This window comes from Catenovulum agarivorans YM01, assembly GCF_000281085.1.
Lineage (GTDB): Bacteria > Pseudomonadota > Gammaproteobacteria > Enterobacterales > Alteromonadaceae > Catenovulum > Catenovulum agarivorans.
Genome location: NZ_JH767523.1, coordinates 317,042 through 342,118 on the forward strand (window position 1 = coordinate 317,042; position 25,077 = coordinate 342,118).

The 25,077-nt window shown below is 39.5% G+C and carries 20 protein-coding genes; 14 read left to right on the forward strand and 6 right to left on the reverse strand.

The annotated features are described in order from the left end of the window. The first annotated feature begins 59 nt into the window (after window positions 1–59). From thrS to ihfA, 7 genes are all read left to right on the forward strand, one after another. Window positions 60–1,973, forward strand: coding sequence for a threonine--tRNA ligase (gene thrS / locus WSC_RS0106045; protein WP_016955021.1), 1,914 nt, complete (start codon window positions 60–62; stop codon window positions 1,971–1,973). A 20-nt stretch (window positions 1,974–1,993) separates the two neighbouring features. Continuing rightward, window positions 1,994–2,533 (forward strand): translation initiation factor IF-3, encoded by a 540-nt coding sequence (infC, locus tag WSC_RS0106050; protein WP_040393987.1) that lies wholly within the window; start codon window positions 1,994–1,996, stop codon window positions 2,531–2,533. Window positions 2,534–2,609: 76 nt separating this feature from the next. Next, window positions 2,610–2,807 carry a 50S ribosomal protein L35 gene (gene rpmI, locus WSC_RS0106055; protein ID WP_016955023.1) on the forward strand — a complete coding sequence of 66 codons (198 nt, stop codon included), beginning with the start codon at window positions 2,610–2,612 and terminating at the stop codon, window positions 2,805–2,807. A 16-nt stretch (window positions 2,808–2,823) separates the two neighbouring features. Further along, window positions 2,824–3,180: a 50S ribosomal protein L20 gene (gene rplT / locus WSC_RS0106060; protein WP_016955024.1), complete on the forward strand. Its 357-nt coding sequence runs from the start codon at window positions 2,824–2,826 to the stop codon at window positions 3,178–3,180. Window positions 3,181–3,403: 223 nt separating this feature from the next. Then, window positions 3,404–4,384 carry a phenylalanine--tRNA ligase subunit alpha gene (pheS, locus tag WSC_RS0106065; protein WP_016955025.1) on the forward strand — a complete coding sequence of 327 codons (981 nt, stop codon included), beginning with the start codon at window positions 3,404–3,406 and terminating at the stop codon, window positions 4,382–4,384. Between the two features lie 17 nt (window positions 4,385–4,401). Continuing rightward, the gene (gene pheT, locus WSC_RS0106070; RefSeq protein ID WP_016955026.1) at window positions 4,402–6,789 is read left to right on the forward strand and encodes a phenylalanine--tRNA ligase subunit beta; all 2,388 of its coding nucleotides are present in this window, start codon (window positions 4,402–4,404) and stop codon (window positions 6,787–6,789) included. Between the two features lie 2 nt (window positions 6,790–6,791). Next, on the forward strand, window positions 6,792–7,091 hold the full coding sequence (gene ihfA / locus WSC_RS0106075) for an integration host factor subunit alpha (RefSeq protein ID WP_016955027.1): 300 nt from the start codon (window positions 6,792–6,794) through the stop codon (window positions 7,089–7,091). Window positions 7,092–7,162: 71 nt separating this feature from the next. Here ihfA and WSC_RS0106080 read toward each other — a convergent pair whose 3' ends face one another. The 4 genes from WSC_RS0106080 to asnS form a co-directional block, all read right to left on the reverse strand. Further along, window positions 7,163–9,142 carry a glycoside hydrolase family 97 protein gene (locus WSC_RS0106080; protein ID WP_016955028.1) on the reverse strand — a complete coding sequence of 660 codons (1,980 nt, stop codon included), beginning with the start codon at window positions 9,140–9,142 and terminating at the stop codon, window positions 7,163–7,165. 101 nt (window positions 9,143–9,243) lie between these two features. Then, on the reverse strand, window positions 9,244–10,404 hold the full coding sequence (locus WSC_RS0106085) for an aldose epimerase family protein (protein ID WP_016955029.1): 1,161 nt from the start codon (window positions 10,402–10,404) through the stop codon (window positions 9,244–9,246). A 9-nt stretch (window positions 10,405–10,413) separates the two neighbouring features. Then, window positions 10,414–11,304 (reverse strand): type 2 periplasmic-binding domain-containing protein, encoded by an 891-nt coding sequence (locus WSC_RS0106090; protein WP_016955030.1) that lies wholly within the window; start codon window positions 11,302–11,304, stop codon window positions 10,414–10,416. Between the two features lie 261 nt (window positions 11,305–11,565). Continuing rightward, complete coding sequence (asnS, locus tag WSC_RS0106095) at window positions 11,566–12,960, reverse strand: asparagine--tRNA ligase (protein WP_016955031.1); 1,395 nt, start codon at window positions 12,958–12,960, stop codon at window positions 11,566–11,568. A 66-nt stretch (window positions 12,961–13,026) separates the two neighbouring features. On the opposite strand from asnS, the gene WSC_RS0106100 reads away from it, so the two are divergent. Beyond that, the gene (locus tag WSC_RS0106100) at window positions 13,027–13,425 is read left to right on the forward strand and encodes a hypothetical protein (protein WP_016955032.1); all 399 of its coding nucleotides are present in this window, start codon (window positions 13,027–13,029) and stop codon (window positions 13,423–13,425) included. Between the two features lie 13 nt (window positions 13,426–13,438). Here the strand turns inward: WSC_RS0106100 and bioA are convergent, their stop codons facing one another. Further along, window positions 13,439–14,749 carry an adenosylmethionine--8-amino-7-oxononanoate transaminase gene (gene bioA / locus WSC_RS0106105; RefSeq protein WP_016955033.1) on the reverse strand — a complete coding sequence of 437 codons (1,311 nt, stop codon included), beginning with the start codon at window positions 14,747–14,749 and terminating at the stop codon, window positions 13,439–13,441. A 100-nt stretch (window positions 14,750–14,849) separates the two neighbouring features. Between bioA and bioB the strand changes: the two genes are divergently transcribed. The 6 genes from bioB (at window position 14,850) to WSC_RS0106135 (ending at window position 23,306) form a co-directional block, all read left to right on the forward strand. After that, on the forward strand, window positions 14,850–15,893 hold the full coding sequence (bioB, locus tag WSC_RS0106110) for a biotin synthase BioB (protein ID WP_016955034.1): 1,044 nt from the start codon (window positions 14,850–14,852) through the stop codon (window positions 15,891–15,893). Then, the gene (locus WSC_RS0106115; RefSeq protein WP_016955035.1) at window positions 15,893–17,077 is read left to right on the forward strand and encodes an aminotransferase class I/II-fold pyridoxal phosphate-dependent enzyme; all 1,185 of its coding nucleotides are present in this window, start codon (window positions 15,893–15,895) and stop codon (window positions 17,075–17,077) included. Before bioB ends, WSC_RS0106115 begins: the two co-directional genes overlap by 1 nt. A 10-nt stretch (window positions 17,078–17,087) precedes the next feature. After that, window positions 17,088–17,879, forward strand: coding sequence for a methyltransferase domain-containing protein (locus WSC_RS21980; protein WP_016955036.1), 792 nt, complete (start codon window positions 17,088–17,090; stop codon window positions 17,877–17,879). Window positions 17,880–17,882: 3 nt separating this feature from the next. Beyond that, a complete protein-coding gene (bioD, locus tag WSC_RS0106125; RefSeq protein ID WP_026016700.1) occupies window positions 17,883–18,557 on the forward strand; it encodes a dethiobiotin synthase in 675 nt (224 codons plus the stop codon). A gap of 224 nt (window positions 18,558–18,781) precedes the next feature. After that, window positions 18,782–20,425 carry a phosphoglucomutase (alpha-D-glucose-1,6-bisphosphate-dependent) gene (gene pgm, locus WSC_RS0106130; protein ID WP_016955038.1) on the forward strand — a complete coding sequence of 548 codons (1,644 nt, stop codon included), beginning with the start codon at window positions 18,782–18,784 and terminating at the stop codon, window positions 20,423–20,425. Between the two features lie 442 nt (window positions 20,426–20,867). Then, window positions 20,868–23,306: a glycogen/starch/alpha-glucan phosphorylase gene (locus tag WSC_RS0106135; RefSeq protein ID WP_193352309.1), complete on the forward strand. Its 2,439-nt coding sequence runs from the start codon at window positions 20,868–20,870 to the stop codon at window positions 23,304–23,306. Window positions 23,307–23,389: 83 nt separating this feature from the next. Here WSC_RS0106135 and WSC_RS0106140 read toward each other — a convergent pair whose 3' ends face one another. Then, a complete protein-coding gene (locus tag WSC_RS0106140) occupies window positions 23,390–24,367 on the reverse strand; it encodes an integron integrase (RefSeq protein WP_016955040.1) in 978 nt (325 codons plus the stop codon). Window positions 24,368–25,077: the final 710 nt, after the last annotated feature.

Genomic DNA, 25,077 nt, shown 5'->3' on the forward strand with positions numbered 1-25,077 from the left:
TGCTAACTAATATAAACAAGTGGCACTTGGTAGGTGTCACCACTGGTAAAGGAAAGACAATGCCTATTATCACTCTTCCTGATGGCTCAACAAGAGCTTTTGAGCAAGCTGTAACAGTAATGCAAGTTGCTGAATCAATTGGCCCTGGTTTGGCCAAAGCAACTATTGCTGGCCGTGTAGACGGCCAACGTGTTGATGCATGTGACTTAATTGAACAAGACGCTAAGTTAGAAATTATCACAGCCAAAGATGAAGATGGCTTAGAGATTATCCGACACTCATGTGCGCATTTATTAGGTCATGCAATTAAACAGCTTTTCCCTGACGTAAAAATGGCAATTGGTCCAACCATAGATAATGGTTTTTACTACGATGTCGATTTAGACAAGTCTTTAACTCAAGAAGATATCGAAGCGCTTGAAAAACGCATGTTGCAGTTGGCCAAAACTAACTATGACGTTGTTAAAAAGCGTGTGAGCTGGCAAGAAGCGCGTGATGCCTTTGAACAGCGTGGCGAACCTTACAAAATGGAAATATTAGATCAAAATATTTCTAAAGATGACAAACCAGCGTTGTATCACCATGAAGAATACACAGATATGTGTCGTGGTCCACACGTTCCTAATATGAAATTCTGTCAGCATTTTAAATTGATGAAAGTTGCTGGTGCATACTGGCGCGGTGACTCTGACAATAAAATGTTGCAACGTGTATACGGCACAGCATGGGCAGATAAAAAGCAATTAAAGTCTTATATAAACCGTTTAGCTGAAGCTGAAAAGCGCGACCATAGAAAAATTGGTAAAGCCCTCGATTTATTCCACTGGCAAGAAGAAGCACCAGGTATGGTGTTTTGGCACAATGATGGTTGGACTATCTACCGTGAATTAGAAGATTTTGTTCGTGAGAAATTACGCGAATACGATTACGAAGAAGTGAAAGGTCCAATGATGATGGACCGTGTGCTTTGGGAAAAATCAGGTCACTGGGATAAATACGCAGAAAACATGTTCACGACTGAATCAGAAAAGCGTGAATATGCAATTAAACCAATGAACTGTCCTGGTCACGTACAAATTTTCAATCAAGGTTTAAAATCGTACCGCGATTTACCATTGCGTATGGCTGAATTTGGTTGTTGTCACCGCAATGAACCATCGGGTGCATTACACGGTTTGATGCGTGTACGTGGTTTTACCCAAGATGATGCACATATTTTCTGTACTGAAGAGCAAGTTCAAAGTGAAGTGAGTGATTGTATCCGCATGGTTTATGACACTTATAAAACTTTTGGTTTTGAAAACATCGCGGTTAAATTATCAACTCGCCCTGAAAAGCGTATTGGTGATGATGCTATGTGGGATAGATCAGAACAAGCGCTTTCTGAAGCATTAACAGCCAATGGCATTGAATTTGACCTTCAGCCAGGTGAGGGCGCATTTTACGGCCCTAAAATCGAATTTACTTTGTACGATTGTTTAGATAGAGCATGGCAATGTGGCACAATTCAGCTAGACTTTGCGCTACCGGGTCGTTTAGGTGCAAGTTATGTATCTGAAAACAACGATCGCCAAGTTCCGGTAATGATTCACCGTGCGATTTTAGGTTCAATTGAACGTTTTATCGGTATTTTAACTGAAGAGTATGCGGGTCATTTCCCTGTGTGGTTATCACCATGTCAGGCGGTTATTCTCAATATTACCGACAAACAAGGCGAATATTGCGAAAATATTGCTAAAATATTGAACAAAAATGGATTTAGAGCCAAAGCTGACTTGAGAAATGAGAAAATTGGCTTTAAAATCCGCGAGCATACTTTAAAGCGTATCCCATACATGTTAGTTGTTGGGGATAAAGAATTAGAGAATGGTCAAGTTGCAGTACGTACACGCAAAGGTGAAGACCTAGGTGTTATGTCGATAGATGATGCTGTTGCATTATTAAAAAGCGACGTTGACTGTAAAAAATTATAATTTTCGTGGAGGAATGAACCATTAAAGGTGGTAGAAAAAGCCCAGAGGCAGGCAAAGCTCGTATTAACGATGAGATCGATGCTAAAGAAGTGCGCTTAATTGGCGCGGATGGTGAGCAAGCTGGTGTTGTTAGTTTGCGTCAAGCACAAGAAATGGCAGATGAAGCTAAGTTAGACTTAGTTGAAATAAGTCCGAATGCGGCACCGCCAGTCTGTCGAGTGATGGACTATGGCAAGTTTCTTTACGAAAAAAGTAAATCTGCTAAAGAGCAGAAGAAAAAGCAAAAGCAGGTTCAGGTTAAGGAAATTAAATTCCGACCTGGAACTGATATAGGCGACTATCAGGTAAAACTACGCAACCTGACGCGCTTTTTAGAAGATGGTGACAAAGCTAAAGTAACAATTCGCTTCCGCGGTCGTGAAATGGCACACCAAGAGATCGGTATTGATATGATGAATCGTATCAAAGACGACTTATCTGACTTGGCTCAAGTGGAATCTTTCCCGACTCGAGTTGAAGGTCGTCAAATGATCATGGTGTTGGCACCAATTAAGAAGTAGTAACGGCTTAAAGTTGTTAGTTTTTAACTAACACGCCTTGCTGCATAATGTAAATTGACAATGCGGAGTAAACTCAATGTCAAAAATCAAAAGCCATAGAGGTGCTGCGAAGCGCTTCAAAAAAACTGCTAATGGCGGTTTTAAATGCAAACAATCACACTTGCGTCATATTTTGACCAAGAAAAGCTCTAAGCGTAAACGTCACCTTCGTGCGAAAACTCAAGTTCATCAAAATGATGTTCCATTGATCGTTCGCATGTTGCCATACGCATAAGATAGGAGACTGAATAATGCCTAGAGTTAAACGTGGTGTAGTTGCACGCGCAGCACACAAAAAAGTATTAAAGCAAGCTAAAGGTTATTACGGTGCTCGTAGCCGCGTATTCCGTGTAGCTACTCAAGCTGTAACTAAAGCTGGTCAATATGCATACCGTGACCGTCGTCAACGTAAACGTCAATTTCGTCAATTATGGATTGCACGTATTAACGCTGCTTCACGTCAAAACGGTTTATCATACAGCTGTTTCATCAATGGTTTGAAAAAAGCTTCTGTTGAAATCGATCGTAAGATTTTGGCTGATATCGCAGTATATGACAAAGCAACTTTTACTGCTTTAGTTGAAAAAGCGAAAGAAGCTTTAGCTTAATTCGTTTATCAAAATACTGATTTTTGTTGAAAGGGGCGTGGTTAACACAGCCCCTTTTTTGTGTCTACTCCACCTCACTTCTCTACCTTTCCAATACTCAGAAACCCCTTTTCCGACTAATCTCAGCTAAATCGCTAATTTGCTGATATTTGACTACATTTTTACGTTAAATCAGTTAAAATACGCGGTTTATTTTTCAAGCTAATTCTGGGGAAAATTCTTAATGAATTTAGATGCTATCGTAGCAGCGGCAGAGCTTGCTATCACAGAAGCAAATGACCTAGCAGCACTAGATGAAATTCGAGTGCAATATTTGGGTAAAAAAGGTCTTTTTACCGAACAAATGAAAACTTTGGGTAAATTGCCACCTGAAGAAAAGCCCAAAGCCGGCCAAGCCATCAATCAAGCTAAGCAGCAAGTTCAAGCTTTGTTAAACGATAAGCGTGATGCGTTCCAACAAGCTGAATTAGACAAAAAATTAGCTGAAGAAAGTGTTGATATTACTTTGCCAGGCCGCGAACTAAATGCGGGTGGTTTGCACCCAGTGTCAAAAACCATTCAACGTGTAGAATCGTTTTTTGCTGATTTGGGTTTCCAAACTCGTGTTGGCCCTGAAGTTGAAGATGACTGGCACAATTTTGATGCATTGAATATTCCTGATAATCATCCAGCGCGTGCTGATCACGATACTTTCTACTTTAACCCTAAGTTAGTTTTGCGTACGCAAACTTCAGGTGTGCAAATTCGCACTATGGAAGCTGAGCAACCGCCACTTAGAATTATTTCTCCTGGCCGTGTATATCGCAACGATTACGATCAAACACACACGCCAATGTTCCATCAAATTGAAGGTTTATTGGTGGATAAAGATGTCACTTTCGCGCAATTAAAAGGCATTTTGTTTGATTTCTTACAATTCTTCTTTGAAGAAGAGTTAGAAGTTAGATTCCGTCCATCATTCTTCCCATTCACTGAACCTTCAGCTGAAGTGGATGTAAAAACTAAAGATGGCAAATGGTTAGAAATCCTAGGCTGTGGCATGGTTCACCCTAACGTTTTAAAAGGCGTAAATATCGACCCAGAACAATACACAGGTTTTGCTTTTGGAATTGGGGTAGAGCGCTTAACTATGTTGCGTTATGGCGTTAACGATTTGCGTTCATTTTTTGAAAATGACGTACGTTTTTTAAAACAGTTTAACTAGGAATTGTCGGAGAGAATATGAAATTTAGCGAATCTTGGTTAAGAGAATGGATTAATCCGAACGTTAGCCAGCAAGAATTAGTCGAACAAATTACTATGGCCGGCCTAGAGGTTGATGCTGTAGAGCCAGTTGCTGGCGAATTTAGTGGTGTGCTAGTGGGTCACGTTGTTGAATGTGGGCCACACCCAGATGCAGAAAAATTACAAGTGACCAAAATTGATGTTGGTCAAGACGAGTTATTAGATATAGTTTGTGGTGCTAAAAACTGTCGTTTAGGATTAAAAGTTGCGGTTGCTACTATTGGTGCTGTGTTACCAGGCAATTTTAAAATTAAAAAAGCTAAACTACGCGGTGTGCCTTCGTTTGGTATGTTGTGCTCTGAAGCTGAATTAGGTTTAGCCGAAGAAGCTCCTGGCATAATTGAATTGCCAGCAGATGCGCCAATTGGTCAAGACATTCGTCAATATTTAAAATTAGACGATGTATCAATTGAAGTTGATTTAACCCCAAATCGCGCTGATTGTTTAAGCATTCAAGGTTTAGCGCGTGAAGTTGGCGTATTAAATAACCATGACTTAACGCCTGTGGCTATCTCACCAGTTGTTGCGAGTATCGACGCGCCTGTATCAATTGAACTTGCTGCTGAGCAAGCTTGTGCTAAATACGCTGGTCGAGTGATCAAAGGAGTTGATGTAGCAAAAGCTTCACCATTGTGGTTAGTTGAAAAATTACGTCGTAGTGGCATTCGCTCAATTGACCCAATTGTTGATGTAACTAATTTAGTTATGTTGGAGTTAGGCCAACCAATGCACGCGTTTGACTTGAACAAAGTTGAAGGTGGCATTGTTGTACGTTTAGCGAATGACGGTGAAAAGCTCACTTTGTTAGACGGCCAAGAAGTTAGTTTAAAAGCTGATACTCTAGTGATAGCCGATGAAACTAAGACACTTGCTTTAGCGGGTATTTTTGGTGGTCAAGACTCAGGTGTAACAGAATCGACTCAAGACATTTTATTGGAAAGTGCATTTTTTGCGCCTGATTTTATGATGGGTAAAGCACGCCAATACGGTTTACATACAGATTCATCACACAGATTTGAGCGTGGTGTCGACCCAAGTATTCAGCGACAAGCCATTGAACGTGCTACCCAATTAATTTTAGATATTTGTGGTGGTGAAGCTGCGCAAGTGTCTACTGCTGAAGTTGCAAGTGCATTGCCTCAAGCTAAAAGCGTAACTTTACGTGCGGCTAAACTTAAATCTAAATTAGGTATTGAGATAGCAGCTGATACTGTAACTGAAATGTTGACGCGTTTAGGTTTAACTGTTGAAACAACCGAAGCTGGCTGGAATGCAGTTATTCCAGGTTATCGTTTTGATATTTCGATTGAAGAAGATTTAATCGAAGAAGTTGCACGCATTTATGGATATAACAATATTCCTATGCAGCGCCCAGTTGCGCAGTTGAATATGAGTGCTAAACCAGAAGCGGTTAAGTCATTAGATTTCGCCAAAAGCTGTTTGGTTACTCTAGGTTATCAAGAAGCTATTACATATTCGTTTGTTGATCCGAAAAAACAAGATGCCTTGCACAACAATGCTGAAGCTTTAGTGTTACCCCATCCGATTTCTGCGGATATGTCGGCAATGCGTTTGTCTTGTTTAGCTGGTTTGTTAGGTGCTGTTATTTATAACGCTAACCGTCAACAAAGCCGCTTACAGTTATTCGAATCGGGGTTGATTTTTACCCCTGATAAAGATGCTGAGAACGGTATTCGCCAAACACGCGTATTGGCTGGCGCTATCACAGGTTTACGTCATGGCGAGCACTGGACATTGGAAAAACGCCCAGTTGATTTCTTTGATATCAAAGGTGACGTTGAGGCTTTATTGCAACAGCTTGATAATAAAGCTGAATATGAATTTAAAATAGAATCGCATTCTGCCTTGCATCCTGGCCAATCTGCTGCTATCTATAAAAATAGCCAGTATTTAGGATTTATTGGTGCAGTACACCCAGAAGTGGCGAAGAAAATTGGTTTGAAACCAAAAACTTTCGTATTTGAACTATTAACTGATGTATTGCTAACAAGTCAGGTACCGGCTGCTCAAGCAATTTCTAAATTCCCGTCTAACCGACGCGATTTAGCTTTTGTAGTGGATAAATCTGTCCAAGTTGGTAAAGTGTTAAACGAAATTAAAAAAGTTGGCGGAAATCAATTAGTTGAACTAAACTTGTTTGACGTCTACCAAGGAGAAGGGATAGCTGCTGATAAGATCAGTTATGCGATCGCTTTAACATTGCAAGCGGTAGAGAAGACGCTAGAAGAGAAAGAAATCTCGGCAATCGTTGACAAGGTTGTTGAACACTTAAACACCCAATTTGGTGCTACATTGAGAGATTAGGTATGGCATTAACAAAAGCCGAAATAGCAGAACATTTGTTTGAAAAGCTTGGTATGAATAAACGCGATGCCAAAGAATTAGTTGAAATATTCTTTGAAGAAATTCGTGTTGCTTTAGAAAGTGGTGAACAGGTTAAATTGTCTGGTTTCGGCAATTTTGACCTACGTGATAAAGGTGAAAGGCCGGGTCGTAACCCTAAAACGGGTGAAGATATTCCAATTACTGCTCGTAGAGTTGTAACTTTTAGACCGGGTCAAAAACTGAAGAGTCGCGTAGAAAACGCCGAACCTAACGAAGAGTAGCCTACTAGCTTGTTTTAAATAAGACACGGTTAAACAACCGTGTCTTATTAGTACTATGAGTTATTGCTAACTTACTTCTGCTTGAAAGTCTGAGCTTGTTGTCCTTCAGTGACGACCATAACAAAACCATCATTTCCTTGTAATGATACTTTGGTTTTTGCACCGATTTGCATATCAAACATGATCATATTGCCATAACCTTCACCTGACTGAATAATACGCCCTGTATTGCTGCCAAGAAAGCTTAGATCTAGCTCAACATCTTTAGCCGTAGTTTCACCGTTGATACCAGCTATATACCAGAGGTTGCCTTTTTTACGTGCAAATACCGCGAGTTTGCCTGGTGTGCCAGCAATGTATTTAGAATCATCCCAGCTGGCAGGTAATTGCTTAAGTAAATCTATCGCATAATATGGCGCTGATGGCATACCATCAGGTGTTTCAACTATATGTTGTACGCCTGATACAAATAACACTGCTTGTGCTAACTCTAATGCATTAGTGGTTTTACGCTTAATTTCACCAGTTAATTCATTAAAAGTTGTTGGTGTGTAATCCATAGGATCATATAAATTACGCGTAAATGGTAAAACAGTACTATGGCTTGCCGCTTTATCCGCTGAATTTTGGAAGAAGGTGACCATTTCTAAACCGTGTACAGCTTCAACTGTCATTAGGTTAGGGTAGGTACGGTTTAACCCTCTAGGTAAAGTTGCACCGTGGAAGTTGATCATAAGTTCAAAATCAGCTGCGTCTTCTAAGATATCTATGTAGTAATCAATCATAGATTGGCCATCACCTGCAAAAAAGTCAATTTTAAGACCCGCAATGCCCATTTTCTTTAATTCAGAAAATTCAGCTAGTCGTTGATCTTTGTCTAATAACTTGTGTCTTGGTGTGTATGGTGTTTCGTTCCACTCACCAGATGAGTTATACCAAACAAATAATCCAACATTTTTTGTTTTTGCATAATCTGCCAATTCTTGCAGTTTTTCAAAACCGATTTTTCTATCCCAATCCGCATCGACTAGCGTATATTGCCAGTTCATATTCGCAGCGTGATCGATAAATTCTTTTTGCACCGAATAAATTGTGTAGTCGTCTTTTAATAAACCCCAACTCCACGAAGATACACCTGGCTTAACAAAATCGATATTTTCTAGCTGGTTGGCTTTGGCTAAATCTGTGCCTAAAGTTGATTCGGCAACTGTCGCCAAATCACCTAAAGAGATAATTCTCCATGGTGATTGATACGGGAAAGTACCATTAGCCAATAGTTTTTTATTGGTGAAGACTTCAGCCGCCATAGGTTGGTCTATTGTATAAACCCCTTCAGGTGATTCAGGTGCTAGGCGACTTGCATGGTGATGTCTATCAATACCAGTTTCAGAGATAGCTAACCAAGTGTTGTCAGTTTTGTATAATGCCGGAAATACCCAACCAGCACCTGTAGGTGACTTAGTATCAACAGCTACATCAATTAAATAGTGTTCTTCATAACTCGGGTTGGTATTCGACCAGCCAGTTTGCGCTACAGCGATGGGTTGAATAAACGCGCTTGCATCTGCTTTTAAATCAAATTCGGTGAGCTCATCAACAAATTGATAAGCTTGTTCAGCTTCACCTTCAATTGAATATTTAAATGCAACACCGTCGTTTGAAACATTAAAGGTAATCTGTAGTTGTTGGCCTTGTGCATTGTTTAGGGTCAAACTTTGGCTGGTTGCTGTGTATTCAATATTGTGTTTTTTTGCAGATAATAAGCTGTAGTTATCTTGATAAATTGTTGCTTTTGATTTGTCAGTAACTGTGAGTGTTTTGTCGAAAGTGTAACCTTCGAGCATAACCCCAAGCTTAGATGGTTCAAGCACCAATTGACCTTGATTATAAACGCTATATTCCACTTCACCTTGTTTATTTAGGCTGACATCTACTTTGATGTTTTTGTTTGGACTTTCAATCGAAATTTGCTGTGCAGTGTTGCTGCCACAAGCGGATAATACGGCTGTTAGCGCCAGCGTGATGGCTGATAGTTTGATTTTATTGGTCATATCTATCTCTTTGATTTGTTGCTTTAATATTAAGTTTTATAAGAGGCCGACAATAAAAACGGGCTTGCGCCCGTTTCTAAATTTTATTGAATTTTTTAAGCTTAGTTAGTTGAAAACTTAAAGCTCATTTTCATTTGGTACACTTCACCCGGATTAACTTGAGTAGAAGGGAAGTGTGGTTTGTTAGGGCTGTCAGGGAAATGTTGTGGCTCTAAACATAAACCCGTTCTATGTTCAAACGTACGGCCTTTGCCTTTAGCTGTGCCGTTTAAGAAGTTACCTGAGTAGAACTGAATAGCAGGCTCAGAAGAATAAATTTCTAATACACGGCCTGATTTTTCATGCTCTAACTTAGCCGATAATTTAAATTCCCCCGTATGCTCTTTATTCAGCACCCAGTTATGGTCGTAACCCAAACCATATTCTAGTTGTTGATCTTTAGCATTGATTTCTTTGCCGATAGCCTTAGCTGAAGTGAAGTCAAACGGCGTGCCTTGTACTGGCATAAATTCACCAGTTGGGATCAAACCAGTATCCACAGGGGTAATATATTGAGCTGGGATGGTTAATTTGTGATCTAAAATATCACCTTCGCCTGCTAAGTTAAAATAGCTGTGTTGAGTTAAATTGATATGGGTTTTTTTATCGGTAGTGGCTTTGTAATCCATGATTAATTCATTACCAACTAAACGATAATCAACTTGAATAGCTGCATTGCCTGGGAAACCACCGTCGCCATCTGGGCTAATTAATTGCATTTTTAAGCCAACATGACCGTCGGCTTCATACGGGGTTACCGCCCAGTTTTTACTGTCGTAACCTTGATGACCACCGTGTAAATGATTTTCACCATTGTTAGTGTCTAATTGGTATTTAACCCCATCAATAGCAAATTGACCTTTACCAATACGGTTGCCGTAGCGGCCGATTAACGCACCAAAATAATTGGTATCAGTTAAATAACCATCAATAGAATCGTAACCCAATACAACATCGGCTAACTTACCGTTGCGGTCTGGTGCTTTTAGTGAGGTAATAATACCGCCGTAGCTAATAATTGATACTTCTAAACCCGCATCACTGGTTAAGGTGTATTCATTTACAACTTCACCATTAGGTAAAGTCGCATAATAACTAGATTTAATATTCATAGGACCCTGAACTGCAGTAGCAGCTGTTTTTGAATCAGTCGCATTACAGCCAACCAATAACGCCGATAAAATTGGCAATAATTTTAAATTCTGTTTGTTTAGCACTTTCATTTGTATTCCTTATAGCTCGTTAATATCTAACCAAAGTCTTTTATCATCAAACGGGGTACTGCTAGGTATATTTGGATTGTTAATTTCAAACATCACACGGTCTGTTAAATTTGCTTTAGCAATTACATCTTTAATCATAGGGTTACTAAAAAAGTAGTCGTTAAAGCTGCCATCTTCAATCGCTTGCATCAGCCCGTCGTTAATTTTGTTTGCCAAGGCAACATTGTTTTTATTTACAAATAAATATGCTGGCATTGGATATTTAACCAATATGTGTTTTTCAACTGTTAATGGCAGGTGAGGGCGTGCACTTATTTCCGACCAAGGCTCATGCACACCACGTGGGAAATAATCGTAACGCCCACCTTCTAACATATAGAATAAGTTTTCATATCTACGCGTACCTATTACGGGTATGCCAGCACTGCGCAATATTGTGGTATCTGCCCAAGTGCGCTCTTGTGCAGCGGTAAAGGTTTTTAATTGTTCGAAGGTGTTTATTTGATCAAATCTCGCTTGATCACCTTGGCGAATAATAAAAATTCTATGGCCTAACAAACCTTTGTATAGTGGAATGCGGATAGGCATTAGCTGTTGTTCTAACTCGTTAGAGGTGCCGGTCCAAGCAACATCAAGTTGACCTGATTTGATCTGCTCAATCATAGTGATTTGTGGCAAGAATCGACTTGATTCAACAAAGTTATAACTGTTTTCTTTATCATAGCTTAACGCAAGCTTTAACAAACCAAATTGGTACTCTTCTTTGGCACCAATACCAGCAACTTTGTTATGTTTTATTTCTATGGTTTTGGCCGAAACATTGGCACTAAACCATGCAAAAACGAATAGCAATGTTGCCTGCACTGCTAATAAAACCATTTTTACATGTAAATTTTTCACGACTAACCTCAATTTAAACTTTTAATATCTGTTAAAAACCTTAACGAGATTTTAACTTTCAATATGGTAATAAAGTATTACTAATACTTCAAGCGCTAAATGTAAAGGATATGAAAAAGTTTTGCGCAAGCTAACAGCAAGTTCGGAGGTAGTTAAGAGAGAGTTAAGAGGGAGTCTGGGAAATGCGTGGTGAGATGTTATTAACAATAAAAAAGGTGCCAATTGGCACCTTTATGTTAATAGCTAAAATCAGCTGTATAATTAGAAGGCTGCGGTTTTTGGTGCACGTGGGAATGGAATAACGTCACGCACGTTTTGTACGCCAGTTACATAAGCAACTAACCGCTCAAAACCTAAACCAAAACCACCATGTGGCACTGAACCGTAACGGCGTAAATCGCGATACCAGTAGTAATCTTCTGGGTTTAAGTCAACTTCATGCATACGCGCATCTAGTATGTCTAAGCGGTCTTCACGTTGGCTACCACCAATAATTTCACCTATGCCAGGTGCTAATACGTCCATAGCTGCAACAGTTTTACCGTCGTCATTTAAACGCATGTAGAAAGCTTTAATGTCTTTCGGGTAGTTTTGTAAAATAACTGGCCCACCTACGTGTTTTTCAGCCAAATAACGCTCGTGCTCAGATGATAAATCTATACCCCATTCAACAGGGAATTCGAATTTTTGGCCTGATTTTAACAAGATGTCGATAGCATCTGTGTAATCCATACGTACGAATTCAGATTCACTTAAAGTTTTTAAGCGCTCAACCACACCTTTTTGTACACGCTGGTCGAAAAATTCTAAATCATCTAAACGCTCGGCTAATACAGCTTTAAACACATACTTCAACATATCTTCAGCACACGAAGCTACAGTTGCTAAATCCGCAAAAGCAATTTCAGGCTCTACCATCCAAAATTCAGCTAAGTGACGGCTGGTGTTTGAATTTTCCGCACGGAAAGTTGGGCCAAAAGTGTAAACTTTAGATAAAGCGCAGCAGTAGGTTTCAACATTTAACTGACCAGATACAGTTAAGAAAGCCTCTTTACCGAAAAAGTCTTCGCTGTAATCCACTTCACCTTTATCTGTCATTGGTGGGTTAACCGCATCTAAAGTTGATACGCGGAACATTTCACCAGCGCCTTCACAGTCAGATGCTGTGATGATTGGTGTTGCAATCCATTGGAAGCCATTTTCGTGGAAGTATCTGTGAATTGCTTGTGCTAAACAGTTGCGTACACGTGTTACCGCACCAATTAAATTTGTGCGCGGACGTAAATGTGCATGCTCACGCAAATATTCTACCGAGTGGCGTTTAGGTGCCATAGGGTAAGTATCTGGGTCTTCAACTAAGCCGATAATTTCAACTTCAGTTGCTTGAATTTCAAAACTCTGGCCTTTACCTGTTGATTCAACCAAAGTACCAGTAATTGCAAGTGAACAACTGGTTGTTAATTTTGCGATTTCGCTATAGTTTGCTAAAGCGCTGTCGGCAATAACCTGAATAGGGTCGAAACAAGAGCCATCATGTAAATTGATAAAAGCAAAATTTGGATTTGCACGAACGGTACGAACCCAGCCTTTAATGGTTAGAGTTTCATTTAATGGGTATTTACCCGCTAATACATCACTGATTGCAGCGTGACTCATGTCAATTTTGCTCCGGCTAAATAAATCTTCTATTGTTATAAAGAGCGATATGTTACTAAAGCCAATATGAGAAACAAGCAAAAAGACACTAATTTTGTTCAAAATGAACGAAGAAAAGGCGCAGACTGGGTAATTAAGTCTATTTGGGCTGCTAATTTAGTAGCCTGGCTGAGTTTTATTATGGCCATGGTGTGGTTTAGGTTGGCTCGCCCAGAAAAATTGACTGGCTATGCTAAATACAAAAAGATAGAAGATGAATATAGGTTAGACTGGGTAGAGCAGTGGACTGAATTTTTATTTTGGCAATTACTTATCTGCTGCGCCATTACTTTAATTGCTATGTTGATTAACTTAAAAAGAATGAAACGCAAAAGTGATCACTTTCATTATAACTTGGCTGTTTTATTAGTAGTTGCAGTTGCGGCAGTATTGTATGTGTATATCCAAATACTGCCGCAGTTTTAGATTGATTTAGCAGTTAATCATTAAACAACCAAGCTTCAATAGCCCCAGCCAACTTTTTAATATGCTTTTCTTCACTAATAAACGGCGGCATTAAATAAACCAATTTGCCAAAAGGTCTGATCCACACACCCTGTTTTACAAAAAAGGCTTGAATTTGCTCCATTGGCACAGGTTCTTTAAGCTCAACTACACCAATTGCGCCTAATACCCGCACATCAGCAACTTGGACAAATTCAGCGATTGGTTGTAAATACTGGTTTAACCAAGTTTCGATATTGGCTACTTGCTGTTGCCAGTTATTTTCAATGAGTAGGTCAAGAGAGGCGTTAGCAACCGCACAAGCAAGTGGATTGCCCATAAAAGTAGGGCCGTGCATAAATACACCAGCTTGGCCATTACAAATTTGTTCAGCAACTTTGGTGGTGGTTAAAGTTGCGGCCAATGTCATATAACCGCCTGTAATGGCTTTACCAACACACATGATATCGGGAGTGATTTTCGCCCATTCACAAGCAAACATTTTGCCTGTACGACCAAAACCAGTGGCAATTTCATCGGTAATTAGTAGTACATTGTATTGGTTGGCTAATTGACGCAAAGCTGTTAAATATTGCGGATGATAAAAACGCATGCCACCAGCACCTTGGACAATAGGCTCGATAATAATCGCCGCGATATTATGGTGGTTAGTTTCTAATAACTGAGTGATTTCTGCTAAATGCTCTTGAACGAAACCTGCATTATCTAACGCCTCATCTAACTCATCTTTATCTTTTGGAAATATAGGACTTGGCGCGCTGGCAAATAAATGCTGATTGATGGTTTTACTAAACAGTGTGTGCATACCATTGACTGGATCACACACCGACATAGCGGCAAAGGTATCACCGTGGTAACCATTTTTTACGGTTAAAAACTTATGTTTGTCAGCTTTGTGTTCGCTTTGCCAATATTGAATGGCCATTTTCATTGCCACTTCTACACTTACAGAGCCTGAATCGGCTAAAAAAACTTTATCAAGTCCATCCGGTGATAACTCAACTAGCTTTTTACATAAATCGACAGCAGGTTGGTGAGTTAAACCACCAAACATAACATGCGACATCTGCTGGCTTTGTTCAACAAGTGCTTGATTGAGTTTTGGGTGATTATAACCATGCACGGCTGCCCACCAACTGCTCATGCCATCAATTAGCACTTCGCCTGTTTCCAAAAAAATTTCAACACCGCTGGCAGATTTTACTGGATAGGTTGGGAGTGGATTGGTTAACGATGTGTATGGGTGCCAAATATGTTTACGATCAAACTCTAAATCAATACTCATGCTTAATATTTATACAGATGTCAAATTTAATGAAGCGAATGATTGACAGTGTAACTAAGGTAAATAAACTATCAAGCAAAATTCAATTAGAGAAAAGAGCATGCAAGCTGAGATACGCCACGATTGGACAACTGAAGAAATTCAAGCCTTATTTGATTTACCATTTAACGATTTGTTATTTAAAGCCCAGAGCGTACATCGCCAACACTTTAATCCAAATGAAGTACAAGTAAGTACTTTATTGTCGATTAAAACAGGTGCATGCCCAGAAGATTGTAAATACTGCCCACAAAGTGCACGTTACGACACAGGCTTACACAAAGAAAAGTTAATGGAAGTACAAAAGGTGTTAGAAACAGCTGAGCTTGCAAAGAAAAATGGCTCAACACGTTTTTGTATGGGCGCTGCGTGGCGTAACCCGAAAGATCGTGACATTCCTTACATAGTTGAAATGATTAAAGGTGTGCGCGAAATGGGCATGGAAACTTGTATGACGCTTGGCATGTTAACCCGTGAACAAGCCATTACCTTACAACAAGCTGGTTTAGATTATTACAACCATAACTTGGACACTTCCCAAGAATTCTACGGTGATATCATTACCACACGTACTTTCCAAGACAGATTAGACACATTAGAAAACGTGCGTGCATCAGGTATGAAAGTATGTAGTGGCGGCATTGTTGGTATGGGTGAAGAAGCTAAAGACCGTGCTGGTTTATTAAAAAGCTTAGCTAACTTAGAACAACACCCTGACAGTGTACCAATTAACATGTTGGTACGTGTTGAAGGTACACCATTTGCTGACCTTGAAGATTTTGACCATTTTGAATTTGTCCGTACCATAGCGGTAGCACGTATTTTAATGCCTAAATCGCATGTGCGTTTATCAGCGGGTCGTACTGAAATGAATGAACAAATGCAGGCTATGTGTTTCTTTGCTGGCGCGAATAGTATTTTCTACGGTGAAAAACTATTAACCACTGAAAACCCAGAAGCAAATACCGATATGCAATTGTTTGCTAAATTAGGTATTGAACCAGAAAAACGCCAAGGTTATTCAGACGAAGTAACAGAACAAGCCATATCTGAAGCGGTTGCAGAAAGCCAACAAACGCCACAGTTTTATAACGCAGCTGTTTAATGTTACCCAGCTTTATTGAGCAAGAGCTTGCTGCCAAGCAAGCTCAATACGCTTACCGACAAAAAAATACACTAGTTACCAGTAATCAATTTATAATTCATAACCAGCAAAAATATTTAAATTTTTCTGGTAATGATTATTTGGGTATTGCTGCGTCTGGTTGTTTGCAAGCTGCGTGGGTGAATGCGCTTGAGCATAATTTGTCTGGCAGCACTGGCTCACCATTAATTAATGGTCACCATGGTGCACATCAAGCATTAGAAGACGAGATTTGTGATTGGTTAGGGTTTGATGCCTGTTTGTTGTTTAACAGTGGTTTTTCTGCAAATAGCTCAGTTTTAAAAACGCTACTAAAAGATCAAAATCAGCTGATCATTCAAGATAAATTAAACCATGCATCTTTGATTGATGGCGGTCTACAAAGTACCGCTAAAAATTTGCGTTTTAAACACAATGATATTGAACACTTACAACAAAGGCTGCAAACACCAGCTGACTACAAATTGGTAGTGACTGAAGGTGTGTTTAGTATGGATGGTGATGCTGCGCCATTGCAGCCAATTTGTCAGCTGTTGGCTGAACAAGACAACGTAGGGCTAATGTTAGACGATGCGCATGGTATTGGTGTATTTGGCGAGCAAGGTCAGGGCAGTTTAGCTAAACAAAATATATCAGCGAATAACATAGATATATTCACTGCTACGTTTGGTAAAGCGATTGGCACAAGCGGTGCATTTGTCGCAGGCTCAAAACAGTTAATTGAATATCTAGTTAATGAAGCACGTGCATATATTTTTAGTACTTCTTTCTCGCCGATATTAGCTGAGGTAACTCGACAAGCCATTATTAAAATTCGCAATGAAAATTGGCGGCGCGAAAAGCTAGAGCAGAATGTTTTTCACTTTGTTGAAGGTGTCAACAAACTCGGAATAACCTTGCCTTGTGGTGGAAATGTCAGTGCAATTAAACCTGTGGTTATAGGCAGTAATGAAGATACATTGAAACTAGCTAAAATATTGCGTAACCAAGGCATTTGGGCAACAGCGATACGTCCACCAACTGTGCCTCAAGGACAAGCGCGTATTCGGTTTACTATTAATACTTTGCATGACATTGCTGATATCGATCAAGCCTTACAGGCATTAGAAATTGGCTTGCAAACTTTAAGCAAAAGCCAGAGCTAGGAAGGTAGTTTTGTCGTTATCAAATAAACAGCTTATCTCTGAGCATTTTTCTAAAGCCGCTGCTAGTTATGACGGTGCTGCACAGCTGCAGCTTGCGGTTATAGAACGCGCCTCTAAATATTTGACTTTATCAACGAAATCGAAAGTATTGGATGTTGGTTGTGGTACAGCGAATTTGGTTAAGTTTAGCCAAGGGAATCTTTACCAAGGCTGTGATATCTCACAAGGCATGTTAAAAACCGCTCAGCACAAAGTTGCAACTTGTGCTGACTATAAAAACAACTTTCGCCAATTTAACTTTGAGCAAGCTGACGCGCATGATTTACCGTTTGCCGATAATAGCTTTGATGTTGTTTTTTCATCGCTTGCTTGGCAGTGGTGTGATTTAACTAAAGTTATTCAGCAAGCCTATAGAGTATGTAAACCGGGTGGACAAGTTGTATTTACTACTTTGTTAGCTAATACCTTAGTTGAGCTTAAACAAGCATTTGTTGCGCTTGATACCAATAACCATGTAAATAACTTTTTGACCATAGAAGAGGTCAAACAACAAATAGCACAGGCAGAGGTAACTTGTGATGTGCTTGAGGTAATTGATCATCAAACACATTACGACAGTGTAAAAGCGCTTTTGAAAGAATTAAAAGCAATAGGAGCTAATACAGTAGTGAACCGCGACAAGTCGACAGGGCTAACGCGTGCTAAATTACAAAAATTAGAAAATGCCTATCCACGCCATTCAAATAAGGTAACCGCCAGTTGGCAAACTTTATATTCTTGTATCAATAAACCATTGAAATAAATTATGAGTCGAAAAAGCTATTTTGTGACAGCTACAGATACTGAATGTGGCAAAACCTTTTTTTCTAGTGCATTGATTGGCTATTTAGCTAAACAGGGCAAAGCAGCAGGTTTTAAACCTATCGCAGCTGGTTGTGAGTTAATTGATGGTCAGTTAAAAAACGAAGATGCGCTGGCATTACAACAAACAAGCAATGTTGAATTGGTTTATTCGCAAATAAACCCAATTGCACTTGAACCGGCAATTGCACCACATATTGCTGCGGCAGAAGCTGGTATTGAAATAACCAATAACGAGTTAACCCAAGCGTATCAAAAATTTGCCCAAGATAATCTAGATTATTTAGTGGTCGAAGGTGCAGGTGGCTGGAAATTACCTTTGGGCAATAACAACTATTTATCTGACTGGGTAGCCACCCAGCAACTTCCGGTCATATTGGTTGTCGGTTTAAAATTAGGCTGTTTAAACCATGCACTATTAACCCAAGAGTCAATCAAAGCATCAGGCTGTAACATCGTTGGTTGGGTTGCCAATGCATTACATGGCGACATGCCTTATATGCAACAAAATATACAAACTCTGCAGCAAGCAATTGATGCACCTTTGTTGGGTGTGTTACCTAAGTTAAAAAATCCAACAGAAAGTTTAAACTTTTTAAATTTATCTCAGTTGTTGTAATGCTGTTTTCATACAAGTTGTATAAAAAGACTCACTGCCCCTTGTTTGTTTTTAAAAGCTAAGATATAACAAAAGGGCAGTATAGCTAAGCCACCTGAAAATACCGGATTTCAGCAAGAGATAAAAAGCATTTTCAACTGGCTTGGGTATAAACAACAAGTTAAAAACTAAAAATCACCATACATACACTACTCGAAAATCAAAACCGTTAAGGAAAGTCATAGATGGCGTTGCATGAGAGAGCTGGTAAGCCGGCACAAAAGCAAGATTTAGTAAATATCCCTCGTTTAGTTAGCCAATATTATTTAAATAAACCAACAGCAGCACAAGGTGTTAGCTTTGGTACATCTGGGCATAGAGGTTCGTCTGAAAACTCAACATTTACCGAAACCCATATAGCAGCAATTTGCCAAGCTTTGGTTGAGTACAGAAACGACAAACAAATTGATGGGCCTATGTATGTAGGTATGGATACCCACGCATTATCTGAATGTGCATTTGCGACAGCGGTTGAAGTTTTCGCGGCGAATGGTGTAAAAGTAGTTGTACAGCAAGGTAGAGGTTATACACCAACACCAGTTATCTCACACGCTATATTAACTTACAACCAAGGTAAAACCTCTGGTTTAGCAGACGGCGTAGTAATAACCCCAAGTCATAATCCGCCACAAGATGGTGGTTTTAAATACAACCCACCAAATGGTGGCCCAGCAGATACAGATATCACTAATGCCGTACAAGCACGCGCCAATCAAATTATTGCCGGTGGTTTAGCTGACGTTAAACGCATCGACTTCACGCAAGCGATTGAATCTGAATTTGTTACTGAATACGATTTTATTAAACCTTATGTTGATGATTTAAAAAATGTAATCGACATGGAAGCCATTGCGAAGTCAGGTTTAAAAATTGGTGTTGACCCACTAGGTGGTTCAGGTATCGCCTATTGGGATGTTATCGCGCAAACTTATGGCATTAACATCGAAGTGGTAAACGACAGTGTTGACCCAACATTCTCATTTATGACGCTGGATAAAGACGGCAAAATTCGTATGGATTGTTCATCACCATATGCAATGGCTGGTCTAATTGGTTTAAAAGATAAATTTGATGTTGCCGTTGCTAACGATCCTGACTACGACCGCCACGGTATAGTTACAAAATCAGCTGGTTTGATGAACCCTAACCATTATTTGGCTGTTGCTATTCAATATTTATATACCCACAGAACACAATGGGCTAATGGTTTAGCCATAGGTAAAACTTTAGTTTCTTCCAGCATGATTGACCGTGTCGCAAATTCACTAGGTAAAAACTTATCAGAAGTACCAGTTGGTTTTAAATGGTTTGTTGATGGTTTATATACAGGCACCTATGGTTTTGGTGGTGAAGAAAGTGCAGGGGCGTCATTTTTAAGAATGGACGGCACTGTATGGTCTACCGACAAAGACGGCATCATCTTAGCTTTATTGGCAGCTGAAATTACTGCAGTTACAGGTAAAGACCCAGCACAGTTGTATCAAGAGCTTGTCAGCCAATTTGGTGAGCCAGTATACAACCGCATTGATGCACCAGCGTCAAAAGCACAAAAAGACGTGTTGAAAAACTTATCAGCAGACGATGTTGAAGCATCAACACTGGCAGGTGAAAAAATTCTTGCTAAGCTTACGCATGCACCAGGTAACGGTGCTGCTATTGGTGGCCTTAAAGTGGTAACAGAAAACGGCTGGTTTGCAGCAAGACCTTCAGGTACTGAAGAAATTTACAAAATTTATAGTGAAAGCTTTTTAGGTGAACAACACCTTGCGCAAATTATTGAAGAAGCGAAAGAGATTGTTGGCCAAACATTTAAAAAAGCAGGTTTATAAGCTGTAATTAGCACGCCAGTAGGGTTGTCTATTAACAATTTTACTGGCTATTTGGCTGATATTTAGTTAAATTTAGCCGCAAAACATAATAACAATAATCGAAATTGGACTATTTGATTAACTCCCTAATATCAACATTTAGTCTGCATGCGGAGCGCGTAACTGACTTAAAAATGCGTTTTTAAGTACATTTTTAAGTTGTGAAATTAACATCAACTTCATTTGATAAACGGTTTAATCCGTCAATCAGTGAATAGGATTAAAGATGACTACAACACGCCGTACTAGCAAAAGTAAGACAACAACTTCAAAAACAACATCAGCTAGCAAAACAGCTGCAAGCAAAGCTGCACCTAAAACAGCCGCAAAAACTGCAACCAAAACACCAACTAGACGTAAAAAAGCAGCATCAGCTGTTACGGCTAGCCTAGAAAGTTTTGGTATGACACCAGAACAATTTAAAGAGTGTGTCGTTCGCCACTTACACGTAACGCTAGGTACAGACGAAAATAAAGCCAGTAAAAAAGCATGGTGGAATGCAGTTTGCGCAGCGGTAAACGAAATGGTTTTTGAACGTGCAACAAAAACCCAAAAAACACACTTTCAAAAAGATACCCGCGCAGTTCATTACCTATCATTAGAATTTTTGATGGGACGCTTTTTAAAGAACAACCTAACCAACATAGGTTTAACTGAAGTTGCACAACAAGCATTAGAGCAACTCGATCTAGACTTCAATGAAATATGTGAAGAAGAGCCTGATATGGCTTTGGGTAATGGTGGTTTAGGCCGCTTAGCTGCTTGTTTTGTTGACTCATTAGCAACCTTAGGTTACCCAGCAATTGGTTATGGCATTCACTACGAGCATGGTTTGTTCACCCAAGAAATTAAACACGGTCGCCAGCTAGAGCGTCCTGACTCTTGGCGTGAATACGGCAACCCGTGGGAAATTTGTCGCCCAGAATCTATTCAAGAAATTCCACTCTACGGTTATGTAGAAACTAAATACGATGAAAATGGCCGCATCCACAAAGAATGGCATCCGGGTCGTATTATTAAAGGTGTACCTTGGGATATTCCTGTCGTTGGTTATGGCGCAAAAACAGTTAACATTCTGCGTTTATGGGAAAGTCGCGCGTCCGATTTCTTTAACTGGGACGTATTTAACGCAGGTGGTTATTTAGATGCACAAGTTGAAAACGTGCAAGCTGAAACCATCTCTAAAGTATTGTATCCAAACGACAATACAGACGCGGGTAAAGAGCTGCGTTTAATTCAACAATACTTCTTCTGTGCATGTTCAATTAAAGACATTATTCGTCGTTACAAACGTGCGCACGGCGATAACTGGGACAACTTCCCATCGCAAGTTGTGATGCAATTAAACGATACACATCCAGCTGTCGCTATTCCTGAGTTGATGCGTATACTAGTCGATCGCGCTGAACTAACTTGGGATAAAGCTTGGGGCATTTGCCAAAAAGTATTCGCTTATACCAACCATACTTTATTGCCAGAAGCGTTAGAAAAATGGTCGGTGCGTTTATTCGAAAAAGTATTACCACGCCATTTAGAAATTATTTACGAAATTAACAGCCGCTTCTTAGAAGAAGTAGTTGAGCCTGCATTCCCAGGCGATGATGAAGTTAAACGCAAATTATCTATTATCGAAGAAGGCCATGAAAAAATGGTGCGTATGGGTAACTTGTGTGTAATCGGCAGCTTTAAAGTAAATGGTGTAGCGGAAATTCACTCTAAATTAGTTAAATCTGATTTATTCCCTGAATTCGATAAAATTTGGCCGGGTAAATTAACCAATGTAACCAATGGTGTTACACCTCGTAGATGGTTGAAGTCTTGTAACCCTGCGTTATCTAACTTAATTAGCAAACATGTTGATGAAGATTGGCCGGTACATTTAGATAAATTACAAAAACTAAATGACTTGGCGGATGACAAAAAATTCCAAAAGGAATTTATGCAAATTAAACATGATAACAAGGCGGAATTAGCCAAAGTTATTAAAGAATTAACCAATGTTGATGTTGATCCAACTGCCTTATTTGATATTCAAATTAAGCGTTTGCATGAATATAAACGCCAACAACTTAACTTAATTCATATTATGGCTTTGTATCGTCGTTTATTGCAAAATCCAGACTATGATATGCCAAAACGCGTATTTATCTTCGGCGCTAAAGCAGCTCCAGGTTACTACATGGCGAAAGAAATTGTTTATGCAATTAACAAAGTAGCTGACAAGGTAAATAACGATTCGCGTATTAAAGATAAACTTAAAGTGGTGTTTTTACCTAACTATCGCGTATCGCTAGCTGAGAAAATGATCCCAGCGGCTGATGTATCAGAGCAGATTTCACTTGCGGGTAAAGAAGCATCTGGTACAGGTAATATGAAACTTGCATTAAACGGTGCGGTCACAATTGGTACATTAGATGGTGCAAACATAGAAATTGCTGAAGAAGCGGGTGAAGATAACGTGGTGATATTTGGTTTAACCGTCGATGAGGTTAAAGCGAAAAAAGCCGCAGGTTATAACCCTTGGGATTATTACTACGCGAACGAAGAGTTAAAAGCTGTATTAGACTGGTTTGATACAGACTACTTCACCCCAGGTAAACCTGGTGAACTCGCTGAAATTAAACGCAGCTTGTTAGACTACGGCGATACCTATATGACGCTTGCTGATTATGCGTCTTACTCTGATGCACACAAGAAGATTGATGCTTTATATCAAGATTCAACAAAGTGGGCGCGTATGGCAATTACCAATACTGCAACTATGGGTAAGTTTAACTCAGACCGTTCAATTCAAGATTATGTGAACAATATTTGGAAACTTGATCCTTGCAATGTTGAATAGAGTTAACGTTAGTAGATAGGCGTTTTTAAAATAGCTACAAAGAGCGTTCAATTGAACGCTCTTTTGCTTTGTAGACCTAGTTATTACAATCGGTCAAATGGGCTGGTGACGCCTGCTTGGTTTAGACCAATTACATGAGTATATATTTGAGTGGTGCGAATATCTTCGTGACCTAAAAGCTCTTGAATAGTACGTAAATCAGTACCAGCTTTTAATAACTCAGTGGCAAACGAGTGACGAAAAGTATGGCAAGACGCTTGTTTGGTGATCTCTGTTTTTCGAATTGCTGCTTTAACCGCCTTTTGAATTGAACTGACGTGAATGTGATGTCGTTTAGTTCTTCCGTCTGCTGGATCTGGCGCCAACTTATCCGCCGGAAATAAATACTGCCAACCGAATTGTTTTAACGCATGCCGATACTTGCGCGATAAAGCTGGCTGAATAGATGCTAAACCAAAACCTTTTCCTATATCCTGTGCGTGTTGTTCCTTTATGGCTTTCATGCGCGTTTTTAAATCGTCGATAATACCGACAGGCAGAATACAGATTCGATCTTTACCGCCTTTACCTTGGCGCACTGTAATGGTTTGTGTTTCAAAATTGATATCTTGAACACGTAGCCGTGCAACTTCTAATAACCGCAAGCCGCTACCATACATTAAAATTGCAATGGTTTTGTACGGGTATTCTAAATGAGAGATAACTTGTAATGCTTCATTATGGGAAAACACAGTTGGCACTTTTTGTTTTCGCTTAGCGCGAATTGCGTTTATACCGGCTAACTCAATATTTAAAACCTGCTGGTAAAGAAAATTAATCGCGTTGAAGGCGATATTTTGTGTAGATGCACTAACTTGTTTGTTTACTGCTAGGTGAGCTAAAAACGATTCTATATCTTCTATAGATAGTTCTTTGGGGTGTTGTTTACCATGAAAAAGAATAAATTTTTTAATCCAAGCCCAATATGTTTGTTCAGTACGAATGCTGTAATGTTTTAACTTAATAGCTTGATGGTACATTTGCTGAAGTTTGGGTTCAGCGTTAGTTGTAAGATTGCCCATAATCACATCCCTTTTGTATATTATCGTTTGATAAATGTTCCCTTTGCATGTCCGCTGATAGGTGGAATTCTATCTATCACACAGAATTGCTAACTTGCGGGTGGTTGATTAATAAATTTTGATACTGTTTTTATATACATGTTTTATGCGAAAGTAAATTTATTTTGGTGATAAATTTTATCAAATTTGTAAAAATTGACAGTTGTAACTGAATGTTTTAGTTTACTTAAATATTATTTAATTTAGATCGCTGGTGGATGGAACAAAGGGCTTTGGTTTTCGGTGTTCTGTCTATATAGCGTTAGTAGGCGTTTTGATCTTTTAAAAACGCGCTGCGAAGGCATTACATTTACAAGGCAGTTATTCATTCTTTCATACTGCCTAAAATGTCACCTCTTCGCACCCTTAAACCGCATATATTGCACTATGCAGGTTTACAATTTTTGGGTGGTACATCATTTCTTTTATGAGTACCCTATTTTATAATTCATCGTATTGGCAAGTTTGTCGCCTGTCAGCTTTATCGCTCTTTTTGGGCGGCAAGTCTTTAAGCTGCGCTAAGCGGGTTTAAAGTGCGCCAATACTAACAATACGCTATAGTCGTGCCAGCAAGCTGTCACTCGGACGCAACTTCGTTGCGCCGCTAAGCTCACAACGTTAGCTAGAAGTTTCGTTAGTTAATAGTAGTTAAACAGGTGGTGTTTGTTTTC

Bases quoted from the DNA above. Each gene is read 5' to 3' on its own strand.
- thrS (WP_016955021.1), top strand. From the start codon at position 60: ATGCCTATTATCACTCTTCCTGATGGCTCAACAAGAGCTTTTGAGCAA.
- rpmI (WP_016955023.1), top strand. From the start codon at position 2,610: ATGTCAAAAATCAAAAGCCATAGAGGTGCTGCGAAGCGCTTCAAAAAA.
- rplT (WP_016955024.1), top strand. From the start codon at position 2,824: ATGCCTAGAGTTAAACGTGGTGTAGTTGCACGCGCAGCACACAAAAAA.
- pheS (WP_016955025.1), top strand. From the start codon at position 3,404: ATGAATTTAGATGCTATCGTAGCAGCGGCAGAGCTTGCTATCACAGAA.
- pheT (WP_016955026.1), top strand. From the start codon at position 4,402: ATGAAATTTAGCGAATCTTGGTTAAGAGAATGGATTAATCCGAACGTT.
- ihfA (WP_016955027.1), top strand. From the start codon at position 6,792: ATGGCATTAACAAAAGCCGAAATAGCAGAACATTTGTTTGAAAAGCTT.
- WSC_RS0106080 (WP_016955028.1), bottom strand. From the start codon at position 9,142: ATGACCAATAAAATCAAACTATCAGCCATCACGCTGGCGCTAACAGCC.
- WSC_RS0106085 (WP_016955029.1), bottom strand. From the start codon at position 10,404: ATGAAAGTGCTAAACAAACAGAATTTAAAATTATTGCCAATTTTATCG.
- asnS (WP_016955031.1), bottom strand. From the start codon at position 12,960: ATGAGTCACGCTGCAATCAGTGATGTATTAGCGGGTAAATACCCATTA.
- WSC_RS0106100 (WP_016955032.1), top strand. From the start codon at position 13,027: ATGAGAAACAAGCAAAAAGACACTAATTTTGTTCAAAATGAACGAAGA.
- bioA (WP_016955033.1), bottom strand. From the start codon at position 14,749: ATGAGTATTGATTTAGAGTTTGATCGTAAACATATTTGGCACCCATAC.
- bioB (WP_016955034.1), top strand. From the start codon at position 14,850: ATGCAAGCTGAGATACGCCACGATTGGACAACTGAAGAAATTCAAGCC.
- WSC_RS0106115 (WP_016955035.1), top strand. From the start codon at position 15,893: ATGTTACCCAGCTTTATTGAGCAAGAGCTTGCTGCCAAGCAAGCTCAA.
- bioD (WP_026016700.1), top strand. From the start codon at position 17,883: ATGAGTCGAAAAAGCTATTTTGTGACAGCTACAGATACTGAATGTGGC.
- pgm (WP_016955038.1), top strand. From the start codon at position 18,782: ATGGCGTTGCATGAGAGAGCTGGTAAGCCGGCACAAAAGCAAGATTTA.
- WSC_RS0106135 (WP_193352309.1), top strand. From the start codon at position 20,868: ATGACACCAGAACAATTTAAAGAGTGTGTCGTTCGCCACTTACACGTA.
- WSC_RS0106140 (WP_016955040.1), bottom strand. From the start codon at position 24,367: ATGGGCAATCTTACAACTAACGCTGAACCCAAACTTCAGCAAATGTAC.